Annotated in this window: 15 protein-coding genes; 7 read left to right on the top strand and 8 right to left on the bottom strand. The window is 72.6% G+C overall.

All coding sequences use genetic code 11. The features are described from left to right. Positions 1 to 114: 114 nt before the first annotated feature. Positions 115 to 603: a cupin domain-containing protein gene (locus AB0J86_RS34650; protein WP_363861922.1), complete on the bottom strand. Its 489-nt coding sequence runs from the start codon at positions 601 to 603 to the stop codon at positions 115 to 117. Between the two features lie 8 nt (positions 604 to 611). After that, entirely contained in the window at positions 612 to 866 is a 255-nt protein-coding gene (locus AB0J86_RS34645; RefSeq protein WP_363861921.1) for a hypothetical protein, read from the bottom strand. 464 nt (positions 867 to 1330) lie between these two features. On the opposite strand from AB0J86_RS34645, the gene AB0J86_RS34640 reads away from it, so the two are divergent. The 3 genes from AB0J86_RS34640 to AB0J86_RS34630 all read left to right on the top strand — a co-directional run bounded on the left by AB0J86_RS34640 (position 1331) and on the right by AB0J86_RS34630 (position 3411). Next, positions 1331 to 2212 carry a helix-turn-helix transcriptional regulator gene (locus AB0J86_RS34640; RefSeq protein ID WP_363861920.1) on the top strand — a complete coding sequence of 294 codons (882 nt, stop codon included), beginning with the start codon at positions 1331 to 1333 and terminating at the stop codon, positions 2210 to 2212. Between the two features lie 175 nt (positions 2213 to 2387). Then, positions 2388 to 2759: a nuclear transport factor 2 family protein gene (locus tag AB0J86_RS34635; protein WP_363861919.1), complete on the top strand. Its 372-nt coding sequence runs from the start codon at positions 2388 to 2390 to the stop codon at positions 2757 to 2759. A 70-nt stretch (positions 2760 to 2829) separates the two neighbouring features. Continuing rightward, positions 2830 to 3411 (top strand): HhH-GPD-type base excision DNA repair protein, encoded by a 582-nt coding sequence (locus AB0J86_RS34630; RefSeq protein WP_363861918.1) that lies wholly within the window; start codon positions 2830 to 2832, stop codon positions 3409 to 3411. 260 nt (positions 3412 to 3671) lie between these two features. On the opposite strand, the gene AB0J86_RS34625 is transcribed toward AB0J86_RS34630, so the two are convergent. Beyond that, a complete protein-coding gene (locus tag AB0J86_RS34625; RefSeq protein WP_363861917.1) occupies positions 3672 to 3983 on the bottom strand; it encodes a hypothetical protein in 312 nt (103 codons plus the stop codon). A 12-nt stretch (positions 3984 to 3995) separates the two neighbouring features. Continuing rightward, positions 3996 to 4283 carry a hypothetical protein gene (locus AB0J86_RS34620; protein WP_363861916.1) on the bottom strand — a complete coding sequence of 96 codons (288 nt, stop codon included), beginning with the start codon at positions 4281 to 4283 and terminating at the stop codon, positions 3996 to 3998. 127 nt (positions 4284 to 4410) lie between these two features. On the opposite strand from AB0J86_RS34620, the gene AB0J86_RS34615 reads away from it, so the two are divergent. Next, positions 4411 to 4770 (top strand): DUF3099 domain-containing protein, encoded by a 360-nt coding sequence (locus AB0J86_RS34615; RefSeq protein WP_363861915.1) that lies wholly within the window; start codon positions 4411 to 4413, stop codon positions 4768 to 4770. Between the two features lie 80 nt (positions 4771 to 4850). Here the strand turns inward: AB0J86_RS34615 and AB0J86_RS34610 are convergent, their stop codons facing one another. After that, positions 4851 to 5765 (bottom strand): PfkB family carbohydrate kinase, encoded by a 915-nt coding sequence (locus AB0J86_RS34610; protein ID WP_363861914.1) that lies wholly within the window; start codon positions 5763 to 5765, stop codon positions 4851 to 4853. Next, positions 5762 to 6694 (bottom strand): pseudouridine-5'-phosphate glycosidase, encoded by a 933-nt coding sequence (locus AB0J86_RS34605; RefSeq protein WP_363861913.1) that lies wholly within the window; start codon positions 6692 to 6694, stop codon positions 5762 to 5764. The genes AB0J86_RS34610 and AB0J86_RS34605 overlap by 4 nt, the downstream gene beginning before the upstream one ends. 112 nt (positions 6695 to 6806) lie before the next feature. On the opposite strand from AB0J86_RS34605, the gene AB0J86_RS34600 reads away from it, so the two are divergent. The 3 genes from AB0J86_RS34600 (at position 6807) to AB0J86_RS34590 (ending at position 9731) form a co-directional block, all read left to right on the top strand. Continuing rightward, complete coding sequence (locus AB0J86_RS34600; protein ID WP_363861912.1) at positions 6807 to 7025, top strand: DUF3039 domain-containing protein; 219 nt, start codon at positions 6807 to 6809, stop codon at positions 7023 to 7025. A gap of 39 nt (positions 7026 to 7064) precedes the next feature. Next, positions 7065 to 7778, top strand: a complete 714-nt coding sequence (locus AB0J86_RS34595) for a TRIC cation channel family protein (RefSeq protein WP_363861911.1) — start codon at positions 7065 to 7067, stop codon at positions 7776 to 7778. A 228-nt stretch (positions 7779 to 8006) separates the two neighbouring features. Next, the gene (locus AB0J86_RS34590) at positions 8007 to 9731 is read left to right on the top strand and encodes a DEAD/DEAH box helicase (RefSeq protein ID WP_363861910.1); all 1725 of its coding nucleotides are present in this window, start codon (positions 8007 to 8009) and stop codon (positions 9729 to 9731) included. A 175-nt stretch (positions 9732 to 9906) separates the two neighbouring features. Here AB0J86_RS34590 and AB0J86_RS34585 read toward each other — a convergent pair whose 3' ends face one another. Further along, positions 9907 to 10140 carry a hypothetical protein gene (locus AB0J86_RS34585; RefSeq protein ID WP_363861955.1) on the bottom strand — a complete coding sequence of 78 codons (234 nt, stop codon included), beginning with the start codon at positions 10138 to 10140 and terminating at the stop codon, positions 9907 to 9909. A gap of 244 nt (positions 10141 to 10384) precedes the next feature. Continuing rightward, positions 10385 to 11992, bottom strand: a complete 1608-nt coding sequence (locus AB0J86_RS34580) for an RNA polymerase sigma factor (RefSeq protein ID WP_363861909.1) — start codon at positions 11990 to 11992, stop codon at positions 10385 to 10387. Between the last annotated feature and the right edge of the window lie 268 nt (positions 11993 to 12260).

The following is a 12260-nucleotide window of genomic DNA, read 5'->3' as shown; positions in this document are numbered from 1 at the left end:
CGGACCGGCAGCTCACCCGCCAAGACCCGCCGGCCGCGTACCGTCGCGCGGCGATCCGCCGGCCCACGGCGGCGCTGTCGCGCCCCGGGCGGGCGGCCGGTGGCGCGGGCGGTGTCAGGCCATCCGGAAGTCGGCGAAGTCGAATCCGGGGGCGACCACGCAGCTGACCAGGACCGGCCGGTCGGCGGCCGGGGCCGCCGCCTGCCACACCCCGCCGGGGATCACCACCTGGGGCCGCTGGCCGGCGGCCACGTCGGCGCCGAGGAGCACCTCTTCCGGGTCGGACGCCGGCGTGTCGCCGGACCCGCCGAGCCGCAGGATCAGCGGGCCGCCCGAGTGCCAGAGCCACAGCTCGTCGGAGCGGACCACGTGCCAGCGGGACCGCTCGCCGGGGTTGAGCAGGAAGTAGATGGCGGTGGCGGCGCTGCGGGTGCCGTCGTACCCGTCGGGCCGGAAGCTCTGCGACGAGCGCCACGTCTCGCGGAACCACCCACCCTCCGGGTGCGGGGCGAGGTCGAGCTGCGCCGCCAACTCGGGACGCTGCGGGTCGAGGTGCTGCGGGCTGTTCACTTCGGCGAGCTTCCTTCCCCGGTACGCGGACATCCGCGACCCTACGCCGTGGCCCGGCCCGCCCCAGGCGCGCACCAGTCGACGAACCGTTCGCTCACCTCGACGCTGCTCAGGTGGCCCAGCTCGAGGTTCGCGTCGGTCAGGTACTGGGCTAGGTAGTTCACCAGACCGGCGGTGTTGTCCTGGAACAGGTCCCGCAGCTGCAGTTTCCGGGTGTTGCAGGGCCAGGCGTCCGCGCAGGCGGTACAGGACCAGTCCGGGCGGGACGGCGCGTGAATGGGCGGGTACTCAGTCATTCCGTCCTCCATAGTCGGCAGACAATGCGCCCGGCTGTGCGCGGGACCGGGACAGATCGGCGGGGAGGGCGGTGAGTCTGCGGCAGGGCAGGGGGTTTCCGCACGCGCACATCTTGCGTAGCGCCAGCTGATGGAATTTCCATTTCGGGCGATGGGCGAGCGCAAGATCTATGGCAAAAGCCGCGAATTCTGAAAGCTGGTCGGCGGCACTCAATTCTCTCGCCCCCTTGGTATGGGTCGCTGACCAGGCATTTCCCTGGTTGAGTGATCGGTGCAGGCATCGGTACCGCGGTGTCGGCGAGGGAGTCGACGCCGCTGCTGATCAGCATGCGACGAATTGGACCGTCAGCACAATGTTGTTTCCGTCTCCTTGTGCTGCGAATATCGGGCTGCGGCACCATCGGCAAGCGGATCGGATCAAAAATCTGCAAGATGCATTTTGGTAATCGAAAGTAGGGGGTTGCATGGCTGTCGAGGTCGGTTCCACCGTCGCGCGTCGGCGCCTCGGGCGTTACCTGCGAGAACTCCGCGAGCGGGCCCGCATTTCGCAGGACGAGGCCGCGACCGCGCTGGCCTGTTCCCGGCAGAAGATCTGGCGGATCGAGTCCGGCGCCGTTCCGGTACGGCCCCGCGATGTGAAGGTGCTCTGCAACCTGTACCTCGCCGGGCCCCGGATCACCCGGGAACTAGCCGACCTCGCCGGCGGTACGCAGGCGAAGGGCTGGTGGCACGCGTACGGCGACGGCATTCCGGAGTGGCTCTCCCTCGGCCTCGGACTGGAGGCCGCCGCGGAACGTCTACGGCACTACAACGGCGAGTTGGTGCCGGAGCTGTTGCGTACGGTGCGCTACGCGACCGCGATCGGGCCGTACCGGTCCGATCTCACCGAGGCGCAGCGATACCGGGCGGACGATATCCGGGCCCGGCGGCAGCGCCTGCTCAGCCGACAGTTTCCGCCGCCACCGCGGTACGAGGTGGTCCTCTCCGAGGCGGTGCTGCGGCGGCGCATCGCCGACCGGCCGGGAATGCGGGACCAACTCGACCACCTCGACCGTGCGAGCGGCTGGCCGAACGTTTCGCTGCGCGTACTGCCGCTGGAGGCGGGACCGACCCTCGCGGCGGCGGCCGGCGCGTTCACCATTCTCGACTTCCCGCCCGGCGACGGGATGACCGCGGGCGAACCGACCACCGTCTTCCGGGAGTCGCTGACCGGCGGCGGGTATCTCTCCCGGGACACCGACGTGGCGGCGTACGAGGAGGCGTGGGCGGGACTCGACAAAGTCGCCCTGGACGAGTCGCAGTCCCGGGCGTTGCTCAGGTCGGTGCTGGCGGAATTGGCGGAGTGAACGTCCCCGCACCGGGCGCCGCCGGCCCGAGGACCGTCTTACCTGTCGGGTAATCGACGCGACCGCCGCCCCGGTGAGAGATTTCCGGGTGCCGGCGGTGGGACGTCAACCCGCCCGAGGCCCCGTCGCCCGAGGTCTCGCGGCCGCCGCCGGCCCGTCAGAAAGGACACCTCTCATGACCGATTTCGCCGCCGTCGTCGACCGGTACCTCGCCGCGTGGAACGAGCCGGACGCCGAGGCGCGGGGCCGCGCCGTCCGCGAACTCTGGACCGAGGACGGGACCTACACCGACCCGCTGGCCGAGGTGGCCGGCCACGACGGCATCGCCGCCGTGATCGCGGGCGCCCGCGAGATGTTTCCCGGCCTGGTCTTCCGCGCCAGGGGCGCCGTGGACGGGCACCACGACCTCGTCCGGTTCGGCTGGGAACTGGTCGCCCCCTCCGGTGGGGAGTCGATCGTCGAGGGCTTCGACGTGGCGACGCTGACCGCCGAGGGCCGGATCCGCGCCGTACACGGCTTCCTCGACAAGGTTCCGGCCGGCGCGTGAGCCGCCGTGGGCGGCCCCGGCGCTCCCGGGGCCGCCCCGATGTCGTACGCCACCGCCCTGACCGGCGAAGATGGCAGGCATGACGCTGTCGCTGCCCATCGACGCCGAGGCCAACACGCTGCTCCAACGGGACCCGCTGGCGCTGCTCATCGGCATGGTCCTCGATCAACAAATTCCGCTCGAAAAGGCGTTCTCCTCGCCGTACGTGCTGACCCAGCGGCTCGGGCACGCCCCGACCGCCGAGGAGATCGCCGGGTACGACCCGGAGGCGCTGGTCGAGATCTTCGCGAAGCCGCCGGCGCTGCACCGCTTCCCGAAGGCGATGGCGGCGCGGGTCCAGGAGGTCTGCCGGCTGCTGGTGCAGCGGTACGACGGGCGGGCGGAGCGGATCTGGACCGAGGCGAGCGACGGCCGGGACGCGCTGAAGCGCATCGCCGAACTGCCCGGATTCGGCAAGCAGAAGGCCCAGATCTTCCTCGCCCTGCTCGGCAAGCGGTTCGACCTCGCGGCGCCCGGGTGGCGCGAGGCCGCCGGCGCGTACGGCGAGGCCGGCGCGTACCGGTCGGTGGCGGACATCACCGACGCGGACTCGCTGACCCGGGTCAGGGAGTACAAGCAGCGGCAGAAGGCGGCGGCCAAGGCCAAGCCGTGAGGCCCCGGCAGGCCGGCCGAAGCTCAAGAAACGGTCAAATTCCGGCCGGGGCGGTGGGCCGGGGGAGGCCGGCTTCCTAGGCTCTGCCGAGCGGATCGGACCAGCGAGCGTGGCCGGAGCAGGCCCGCTCAGGTCGGTAACCGGACGCCGGAGCTGCGGTGGCCTTCCCGGGCGGGGGAAGGCCACCGCTCAGCCGTTGGGCGTGGCGCCGGCGGTGCCCCGCCCCACCGTCAGTCGGCCGGTGCCCGGGACGCGGCGGCTCAGGCCGCGGTGGGGTGGGCGAGCGCGGCCAGCGCCCGCCGGACGTCGGCGAGCGACACCGTCGCCGACTCGTCGAGATCGGCCAGCCCCGCCTCGATCCACTGCCGCATCAGCGTGGTGACCCCGATGCCTCGGGCGTCCGCCGCCGCCCGGACCCGCTCGTACGTCTCCAGCGGCAGCCGTACCGAGCGGCTGACCATCGGTGTGTCGGTGTCCGGGGTCGGCAGCTCGACCGGCTGGCTCTCGTCGATCAGCTCCGCGAGCTGGTCGCCGCCGGAGTGGAACTGTTTGATCGCGTCCTGTCGGTCCATCTCACCGCCTCCTCATCGTCGCCATCCCCGCAGCGCCTCGTCGTAGCGCTTGGACTCGCTCTCGCCGAGTTCCCGGGCCGAGAGGATGTCCCAGTCGTTGTCGGTGCCCTCCGCCTCGGCGAGCAGCACGGCCAGTCGCCGCCCCCGGTGCGTGGTCGAGTAGACGACCATCACGTCGTCGCCGAGATGCCGGATTATCCGGCGGGCAACGTGCAGCGCCTCCCAGACTTCCCCGGGCGTCACGTCGTAGACCTTCAGGTTGCCCAGTGCCTCGTCGGTGAAGCTGAACCTGCTGCCCACGCCCGGAGCGTACCACGCACGTAACACGCGACGCCCCGCGTGAGCCGCGCGACGGGGCCCACGCCGAGGCGGCGCGGCACGGCCGCGCCGGAGGTGACAGGATGGAGGAGATCCGGCGAGGAGGAACGTGGTGAAGCGTCAGGCGTACCAACCGATCCTGATCACCGACGCCTCGCGCAGCCAGCACGACCAGCTCCGCAGTCGTCAGCTGCGCTACATCGTGATGATGTCCATCCGGGCGGCGTGCCTGGTGGTCGGCGCGATCCTCGTGGGGGTCAAGCCCCCGCTGCTCTGGCTCTGGCTCTCGCTCTGCGGCGTCGGCATGGTCCTCATCCCGTGGCTGGCCGTGCTGCTGGCGAACGACGGCCCTCCGAAGGAGAAGTACCGGCTCGCGAACCGGCTGCACCGGTCGCAGCGGGACGAGACGCCACCCCGGAGCCTGCCGGCCGAGGAGCGCCCGCACCCGGTCATCGACGCCGAGCAGTAAGGCCGCTGGACCGCGCGAGGCGGTACCGCGGGAGCTGGTGCCGCAAGAACCGGCGCCGCGGGAGCTGGGGTGTGTCTACGTCAGCGGGGACGACCGGGCGCGGGCGGGCGGGCACCGACCTGGGCGACCGCCTGGGCGCCCAGCTCCGTGGCCCGCTCCAGCGCCCCGGCCGGCCCGGCCCCGGCCACCCAGGCGGCCAGCAGCCCGGCCGCGAACGCGTCGCCCGCGCCGGTGACGTCGACCACCGGCGTCGGCCGGGCCGGCACGCTGAGGGCTTCCCCGTCCCGGATCGCCCAGATCGCGCCCCCGCCGCCCTTCTTCACCACCACGTGCGGCGTCACCCCGGTCAGCTCCCTGGCCCGGGCCGCCGCGCCGGCCCCGTCCGCCAGCACCGCCGCCTCGTCCGCGTTGGCGAGCAGCAGGTCCGCGCCGCGTACCCAGGACCGGAAGGCCGCCGGGCCCACCTGCCGCAGCGGCGCCGCGGAGGCCGCGTCGACGCTGGTGGTCAGCCCGCCGTCGCGGGCGGCGGCCAGCGCCCGCAGCGCGGCCCCGCGCGACCCGGCGTCCAGCAGCGCGTACCCGGAGAGGTGCAGATGCCGCGCGTCCGGCGCGGCCGCCAGCGCGGCGCTCACGTCGGCCGCGGTGAGCCGCAGGTTGGCTCCCCGATCGGTGACCATCGTCCGCTCGCCGTCCCCGGTGAGGACGATCACGGTGCCGGTCGGGGCGTCCGGGACGCGGCGCACGGTGCAGTCCACGCCGAGCGCCGCCAGCTCCGCCAGGCGGGCCCGCCCCGCCTCGTCCTCGCCCACCGCGGCGACCAGCGTCACCGGCACGCCGAGCCAGGCCAGCCACGCCGCGGTGTTGGCCGCCTGGCCGCCGCCGGTGAGCTGGATCGCGGCGGCGGTGTCGGTACCGGCCGCCAGCGGGGCGCGCAGCACCGCGACGACGTCGGTGACCACGTCCCCGACCGTGACGATCCGCCCCGAACCCGTCATCCGGCGGCGCCGGCCCGGGCCGCCCGGGCCACCGCGATCCGCGCCGCCAGGGCGGCGTTGCGCAGGATGATCCGGACGTTCACCGCGAGGCTCGCGCCGCCGGTGGCGGAGTGGAAGTACGCGAGCAGGAACGGCGTCACCGCCTTGCCGGTGATCCCCTCGGCCGAGAGCCGCGCCAACCCCTCGGCGAGGGTACGGTCGTGCAGTCGCGGATCGAGCTGCTCGTCGGTCGGCAGCGGGTTGGCCACCAGCACCGCGCCGGAGTGCACCCCCTGTCCGGCCCGGGCCGCGAGCACGGCCGCCACCTGCTCGGCGGAGTCGACCGACCAGTCCAGGTCGAAGCCGCCGTCGGTGATGAAGAAGCCCGGGAACCGGCGGGTCCGGTAGCCCAGCACCGTCACGCCCAGCGTCTCCAGCCGCTCCAGCGTCGCCCCCACGTCGAGGATCGACTTCACCCCGGCGCAGACCACCGCGATCGGGGTACGCGCCAGCGTGACCAGGTCGGCCGACTCGTCGAAGGTCTGCGCCGCCTCCCGGTGCACGCCGCCGAGCCCTCCGGTGGCGAAGACCCCGATCCCGGCCGCGGCGGCGACCGCGCTGGTCGCGGCCACGGTGGTCGCCCCGTCGGCGCCGGTCGCCGCCGCCACCGCCAGGTCGCGTACGGAGAGCTTGCTCACCCCGTCGGCGCTCGCCAGCCGGGTCAGCTGGGCGTCGTCCAGGCCGACCACCAGCTCGCCGCCGATCATGCCGATGGTCGCGGGCACCGCGCCGTTGTCGCGTACGGTCCGCTCGATCTCCCGGGCCACGCGCAGGTTGTCGGGCCGGGGCAGGCCGTGCGAGACGATCGTGCTCTCCAGGGCGACGACCGGCCGCCCGTCGCGCAGCGCCTCGGCCACCTCGGCCCCGTACCGGATGTGGAAGTCTTTCACGATCATTACCGTACGACCCGGGCCGGACCGGGCCCGCGCTGGACCGCTCGGGCGGGCCTGCGGTGGACCGGGCGGCCGTGGCCTGCCAAACTGGCAAGTTGGAGGTGTAACCGTGAGCACTGATGTTCTCGAGCGCCCGGATCTGAAGGACGCGGATACCGGCCCGGAGATGTTCCACTACGTACGTAAAGAGAAGATCGCCGAGAGTGCCGTGATGGGCACCTTCGTGATCGCGCTCTGTGGGGAGACGTTCCCGGTGACCAAGGCGGCCAAGCCGGGCTCGCCCGTCTGCCCGCGCTGCAAGGAGATATACGACTCGATGGCCGACTGAGTCGCCGCGCCACCGCGCCACCGCACGTAATCTTCTGCGGTGACCACCTCCACCGCGCTGCTCCTGGCAGACCTGACCGGCGTCGCCGTCTTCGCCGCGTCGGGCGCGTCGGCCGCGGTGGCGAAACGACTCGACCTGTTCGGCGTGATCTTCGTCGGCTTCGTCGCGGCGCTGGGCGGCGGCATCTTCCGTGATCTCGTCATCAACGAGGTGCCGCCACTGGCCTTCGCGGACTGGCGGTACGCCGCCGTCGCGGCGGCCACCGCGACGGCCGTCTTCTGGCTCCACCCGCAACTGGCCCGGCTCCGTACGACCGTACTGGTGCTCGACGCGGCGGGTCTGGCCCTCTTCACCGTCACCGGCACCCTCAAGGCGCTGCACGCCGGGATGCCCGGGGCCGGGGCCGCCGTGATCGGCATGCTCGCGGCCATCGGGGGCGGCCTCGGCCGGGACCTGCTGACCGGGGAGATCCCCGTCGTGCTGCGCCGGGAGATCTACGCGGTGGCGGCGCTCGCCGGCTCGTTCGCGGTGGTGGCGCTGGACCGTACCGGGCTGGCCGGGCCGGTGCCGCTGGTCGCCGCCGCGGTCCTGGTCTTCCTGGTACGCCTGGTGGCGCTGCGCCGGCGCTGGTCGGCGCCGGTGGCCCCGCCGCGCGGCCGGCCGCCCCGCCAGCGCGGCGAGCCCGACCCGGACGACGGTGGCGGCGGTCTCACCGGGCGCCGCCGTTGGCACCGGCGGTCCGGGGCGGACTGAGCCCGCCGGGGACCGCGACGCGCGGCCTTGTGACCGGTCGGACGACCCCGGTCGCACGGCGTGACGGGTGGGGCCGGGGCGACCGCTGGTGTCGACTGGGGCCGGCGGGAACTCCTGGTTATGCTGGGGTGGCCTTCGCGCTCCGCCGGATCCGCGGAGGCGTTTTCGTGGCCCTCGCTCGGCCGCTGACGAGCAGACCGCTTGCCCGATTCGAGGAGGAGCGTCCCGTTGGTTGCCCGACCACCGTCGATTGATTCCTTCCCCGCACTCCGCGCGTGGCAGCGCAAGGCGCTGGTGGAGTACCTGCGCCGCCGTTCCGAGGACTTCCTGGCGGTGGCCACCCCGGGCGCCGGAAAGACCACCTTCGCCCTGCGCCTCGCCGCCGAACTGCTGGTCGACGGCACGGTCGAGGCGGTCACCGTGGTCGCCCCGACCGAGCACCTCAAGACCCAGTGGGCCAACGCCGCGGCCCGGGTCGGCATCCAGCTCGACCCGTCGTTCCGCAACGCCGACGTGCACTCCTCCGCCGACTTCCACGGGACCGTGATCACCTACGCCCAGGTGGGGATGGCGCCGCAGGTGCACCGCCGGCACACCATGACCAGACGGACCCTGGTCATCCTCGACGAGATCCACCACGCCGGCGACTCGCGTTCCTGGGGCGACGGCGTCAAGTCCGCGTTCGAGCCGGCCGTACGCCGGTTGATGCTGACCGGTACGCCCTTCCGCTCCGACGACAACCCCATCCCGTTCGTGCTCTACGAGCGGGGCCAGGACGGGCTGCAGCGCTCCCGGGCCGACTCCGTCTACGGGTACGCCGACGCCCTGCGCGACGGCGTCGTCCGTCCGGTGATCTTCCTCGCCTACTCGGGCGAGACGCGCTGGCGGACCAGCGCCGGGGACGAGCTGGCGGCCCGCCTGGGCGAACCGATGACGCAGGAGCTGATCGCCCAGGCGTGGCGTACCGCGCTGGACCCCCGCGGCGACTGGATGCCGCAGGTGCTGCGCGCCGCCGACGCCCGGCTGCAGGTGCTGCGGGCCGGCGGCATGAGCGACGCCGGCGGCCTGGTCATCGCCACGGACCAGCAGGCCGCCCGGGCGTACGCCCGGCTGATCGAGCGGCTGACCGGCGAGAAGGCGGTGGTGGTCCTCTCCGACGACGCCGGTGCCTCGGCCCGCATCGCGGCCTTCTCCGCCTCGGACCAGCGCTGGCTGGTCGCGGTACGGATGGTCTCGGAGGGCGTCGACATTCCCCGCCTGGCGGTCGGGGTCTACGCCACCAGTGCCTCGACCCCGCTCTTCTTCGCCCAGGCGATCGGGCGGTTCGTACGGGCCCGCCGCCCCGGCGAGACGGCCTCGGTCTTCGTACCGAGCGTTCCGCACCTGCTGGGACTCGCCAGCGAACTGGAGGCGGCCCGGGACCACGTGCTCGGCGCGCCGAAGCGGGGGGACGGCCTCGACGACGACCTGCTGGAACGCGCCCAGCGCAACGAGGAGGCGAGCGGGGAGCTGGAGAAGCGGTTCGAGCCGCTCTCCTCGATCGCGGAGCTGGACCAGGTCATCTTCGACGGCGCCTCGTTCGGCACCGCGGCCCAGGCCGGTACGCCCGAGGAGGAGGAGTACCTGGGGCTGCCGGGGCTGCTCACGGCCGACCAGGTGGCCACCCTGCTGAACAAGCGCCAGGCGGAGCAGTTGGCGGCCCAGCGCCGCCGGAAGACGGCGGAGGAACCGGCTCCGGCCCCGCAGGTCCCGCCCGCGCCGCTGAGCGCGGGGGAGCGGCGGGTCGCGCTGCGGCGGCAGCTCAACGCGCTGGTCGCCGCTCGGCACCACCGTACCGGCCAGCCGCACGGCAAGATCCACGCTGAGCTGCGTCGGCTCTGCGGCGGGCCGCCGAGCGCGCAGGCGACGATCGAGCAGCTCGAAGAGCGGATCGCCACGGTCCAGACGCTCTGACCCGGTCCGCGCTCTCTGACCGGTCCGCGCGGTCCGGGTGCTCTGTCCGGTCCGCGCGCCCTGGCTGGTCCGCGTTCCCGGTCCGGCCGCGGGCCGGGTGGGTGTTCTGGGCGGAAATAGTCGACCGGAGGCACCCGTGGTGGGTACCTCCGGTCGACTATGTCGGTTTGCGGATTCAGTTCGCCATCAGATCGGCGCCACGCCAGCTGAACTCCGGGTCGGCCGCGAACCGTACGGTGATCTTCACGAGCTCTTCCGCGTACTTGTTCGCGTGATGCCCACAGAAAACCAGCTCGCTCCCACCCGCCAGGGTGATCCGGAGCTTGCCGGCGGCGTTGCAGCGGTCGCACCGTTCATCGGCGGCTGGGGGAGCCACCGTCTCGGGCGGCGGCGTGAGGGTCGGGGTCATCGCCTTCCTCCTCGGGTCGTCACCGATGAACACTCTCTTCGGTCGTTGCTCACCCATCGTGCAACACCCTGGCGGGGTGTTGCCTTCCCAGTGTGCCCTCGGGGGACCGAACTCACACGTGGTAGGCACAGTGTGCCGTGCACCAAGGGTGCCACGTCAACGATCACGACCGGGTAACCAACCGATCACCAATGCCTGTTGTACGTCTGGTGATCATTCCGACACAACTGGTTGACGGAAATGGTCAGTCCAGGTAGTCGCGCAGGACCTGCGATCGGGACGGGTGACGCAGCTTGGACATCGTCTTGGACTCGATCTGGCGGATCCGTTCCCGGGTCACGCCGTAGACCTGGCCGATCTCGTCGAGCGTGCGCGGCTGGCCGTCGGTGAGCCCGAAGCGCAGCCGTACCACGCCCGCCTCACGCTCGGAGAGCGTTTGCAGCACCTGCTGGAGCTGGTCCTGCAACAGCGAGAAGGAGACCGCGTCGACCGCGACGACCGCCTCGGAGTCCTCGATGAAGTCGCCCAGCTGGCTGTCGCCCTCGTCGCCGATGGTCTGGTCGAGGGAGATGGGTTCCCGGGCGTACTGCTGGATCTCCAGCACCTTCTCCGGTGTGATGTCCATCTCCTTGGCCAGCTCCTCCGGGGTGGGCTCGCGGCCCAGGTCCTGGAGCAGCTCGCGCTGGATCCGGCCGAGCTTGTTGATCACCTCGACCATGTGTACCGGGATGCGGATGGTGCGGGCCTGGTCGGCCATGGCGCGGGTGATGGCCTGGCGGATCCACCAGGTGGCGTAGGTGGAGAACTTGTAGCCCTTGGTGTAGTCGAACTTCTCGACGGCGCGGATGAGGCCGAGGTTGCCTTCCTGGATCAGGTCGAGGAAGGCCATGCCGCGACCGGTGTACCGCTTGGCCAGCGAGACCACCAGCCGCAGGTTCGCCTCCAGCAGGTGGTTCTTGGCCCGCTCCCCGTCCCGGGAGATCCACCCCAGGTCCCGGGCGAGTTCCCGGGGGAACTTCTCCTCGCCCTCCTCGGCGGCGCGCAGCCGCTCGGCGGCGTAGAGGCCGGCCTCGATCCGCTTGGCCAGCTCGACCTCCTGCTCGGCGTTGAGCAGCGGGACCTTACCGATCTGCTTGAGGTAGGCGCGGACCGAGTCGGCGGAGGCGGTCAGCTCGGCGTCGCGACGCGCCTGCTTGAGCGCCTCGGACTCCTCGTCGTCCCACTCGAAGTCGTTGTCGGTCGCCGCGTCGGCGGCGTCGGCCTCGGCGGCCTTGGTCAGCTCGACCGGCTCGTCGACGACGACGTCCTCGATCTCGGCGGCGAGCTCCTCGGGGTCGATGTCCCCCTCGATCCCGTCGGGGCCGGCCTTGGTGGCCTTGGTGGCGGCCTTCGCGGCCTTGGCCGGGCCGGTACCGGGCGCGGCCTTCGCGGCGCGGGTGACCTTCGTGGCGGCCTTCACCGGCGCCTCGGCGGTCTTCGTGGCGGCCGCCGCCTTGCGGGGTGCCGCCTTGCGGGGCGCCGCGGACTCCTCGGCCGCCGGTGCCTGCTTCGGCGCGGGCGGTGCCGCCTTCTTCGTGGTCTTGGCGGTGGTGGCCCGGGAGGCGGGCGTGGCGGAGCGGGCGGCGGCGACCCGGCGACGGGTCGTGCTCGCCGAGCCGTCGACGACGACGGTCACGCCCGCGTCGGAGAGCGCGCGCAGAATCTTCTTGGCCTGGGCCGGAGTCACCTCAGCGGACTCGACCGTGCGCGCGAGCTCGGCCGACGTGAGCTGGCCGCCGGCGTTCTGCGCGTGGGCGATCAGGGTGTCGGTGAGCGAGCGAACGTCGGCGCCGGTGTGGCGGGGTTCTGTCACGAATGACCTTCCGGAGGCGATGAACGAGCACGGCCGAGATCGGCCAGCGCAGCGCGGGGCGTCGAGCCGGGCCGATGTGGTTGAGGGCCCCCATGTTCCGGGCCGGCCGGTCGGCGGTGGTCCGTGGCACGTGGGCAGGCGTGAATTGTAACGCCGTCTGGGGCGATCATCCCGCGCCGCACGCCGGACAGGCGGCCAGGCCGCCGACTTGGAACGTATGTGGACTTTGTAAGGATGATACTCGCGCCGGGCGCGGGACGCCGCACTC

Origin of the sequence: Micromonospora sp. NPDC049559 (genome assembly GCF_040676675.1) — a bacterium.
Lineage (GTDB): Bacteria > Actinomycetota > Actinomycetes > Mycobacteriales > Micromonosporaceae > JBFAPK01.
Note: the sequence above shows the minus strand (reverse complement) of the source record. Positions and strands in the feature narration are given on the sequence as shown.

Excerpts from the sequence above, each read along its gene's own strand:
- AB0J86_RS34650 (WP_363861922.1), bottom strand. The coding sequence starts at position 603 with ATGTCCGCGTACCGGGGAAGGAAGCTCGCCGAAGTGAACAGCCCGCAG.
- AB0J86_RS34645 (WP_363861921.1), bottom strand. The coding sequence starts at position 866 with ATGACTGAGTACCCGCCCATTCACGCGCCGTCCCGCCCGGACTGGTCC.
- AB0J86_RS34640 (WP_363861920.1), top strand. The coding sequence starts at position 1,331 with ATGGCTGTCGAGGTCGGTTCCACCGTCGCGCGTCGGCGCCTCGGGCGT.
- AB0J86_RS34635 (WP_363861919.1), top strand. The coding sequence starts at position 2,388 with ATGACCGATTTCGCCGCCGTCGTCGACCGGTACCTCGCCGCGTGGAAC.
- AB0J86_RS34630 (WP_363861918.1), top strand. The coding sequence starts at position 2,830 with ATGGCAGGCATGACGCTGTCGCTGCCCATCGACGCCGAGGCCAACACG.
- AB0J86_RS34625 (WP_363861917.1), bottom strand. The coding sequence starts at position 3,983 with ATGGACCGACAGGACGCGATCAAACAGTTCCACTCCGGCGGCGACCAG.
- AB0J86_RS34610 (WP_363861914.1), bottom strand. The coding sequence starts at position 5,765 with ATGACGGGTTCGGGGCGGATCGTCACGGTCGGGGACGTGGTCACCGAC.
- AB0J86_RS34585 (WP_363861955.1), bottom strand. The coding sequence starts at position 10,140 with ATGACCCCGACCCTCACGCCGCCGCCCGAGACGGTGGCTCCCCCAGCC.